The sequence below is a fragment of the Mesorhizobium sp. M7A.F.Ca.CA.003.01.2.1 genome, assembly GCF_003998945.1.
In the GTDB taxonomy this organism is placed as follows: domain Bacteria; phylum Pseudomonadota; class Alphaproteobacteria; order Rhizobiales; family Rhizobiaceae; genus Mesorhizobium; species Mesorhizobium ciceri.
The window spans coordinates 1-1,108 of sequence record NZ_RZRA01001324.1 but is presented as its reverse complement, the minus strand read 5'-3'; the positions used below and the strand labels follow the sequence as shown (position 1 = coordinate 1,108).

Here is a 1,108-nt window from a genome sequence, read left to right as displayed (position 1 = left end):
GTGCCGGCGCGCTCCTCGATGATGCCGGTCTGGCGACTGAACGCCTGCTCGATCTTCTCGACATCGGCAGCGATCGCGTCGGAAATGCCGGTGCTTCTGGCAGCGATCTGGTCGATATGGCCCGACAGCGAGCGGTCAACGTCCTTGCGGGTCTCGGCGAGCTTGCCGAGATCGTCTTCCAGCGCGCGGGTCAACATATTGCGGCCTTCGGACAGCTTGCCGACATGTCCGGCGATGACGTCGTCGATGTCGCTGCGGCTTTCGGTCAGCTTCTGCAGGTCGGCTTCGAGGGCGCGTTTGAGAATGTCGCGGCCCTCGGCCAGCTTCTCGACCTGGCCGGCAACCAGACCGTCGATGCTGGAGCGGCTTTCGGCCAGCTTGGCGAGATCGGCTTCCAGCGCGCGCTTGAGAACATCGCGACCTTCGGCGAGTTTCTCGACCTGGCCGGCGACCAGACCGTCGATGCTTGAGCGGCTCTCGGCCAGTTTGGCAAGATCGTCCTCGAGCGCCTTGGACAGGGTCGAGCGCTCCTGGACAAGCCTTTCCGCGTGGCTGTTAACGAGGCCACCGACGTTTTCGAGGTCGGCTTCAAGCGCTTTCGACAGCGTCGAACGATCCTGGACGAGCCTTTCGGAATGGCTGTTGACCAAGCCATTGACGCTTTCGAGGTCAGCCTCGAGTGCCCGGGCGAACTGTGCCCGGTCATCGACCAGTTTCTGCGACTGGTCGGCAATGGTCCCCTTGATCGCGTTGAGGTCGGATTCCAGAGCGCGCCGCAGGATATCTCGGCCCTCGGACAACTTCTCGACCTGACCCGCAACCAACCCGTCGATGCTGGAACGGCTGTCGGCCAGCTTGGCGAGGTCGTCCTCAAGGGCCCTGGACAGGGCGGAGCGGTCTTGGACAAGCTTGTTCATGTGATCGGCGATGACGCTGTTCACATTCTGCAGGTCGGCTTCCAGGACCCGGGAAAGCTGACCGCGATCCTCGGCCAGCTTTTCCGACTGGCTTGAGATAACGCCCTTGATCGTGTTCAGGTCGGATTCCAGCGCGCGCTTGAGAATGTCGCGGCCTTCCGCCAGCTTCTCGACCTGACCGGCGACCAGAC

General features: G+C 62.9%; 1 pseudogene. It reads right to left on the bottom strand.

What is annotated here, in order from left to right:
• Positions 1-1,108, bottom strand: a pseudogene (locus EN969_RS32370) (kinesin); the annotation flags it as partial.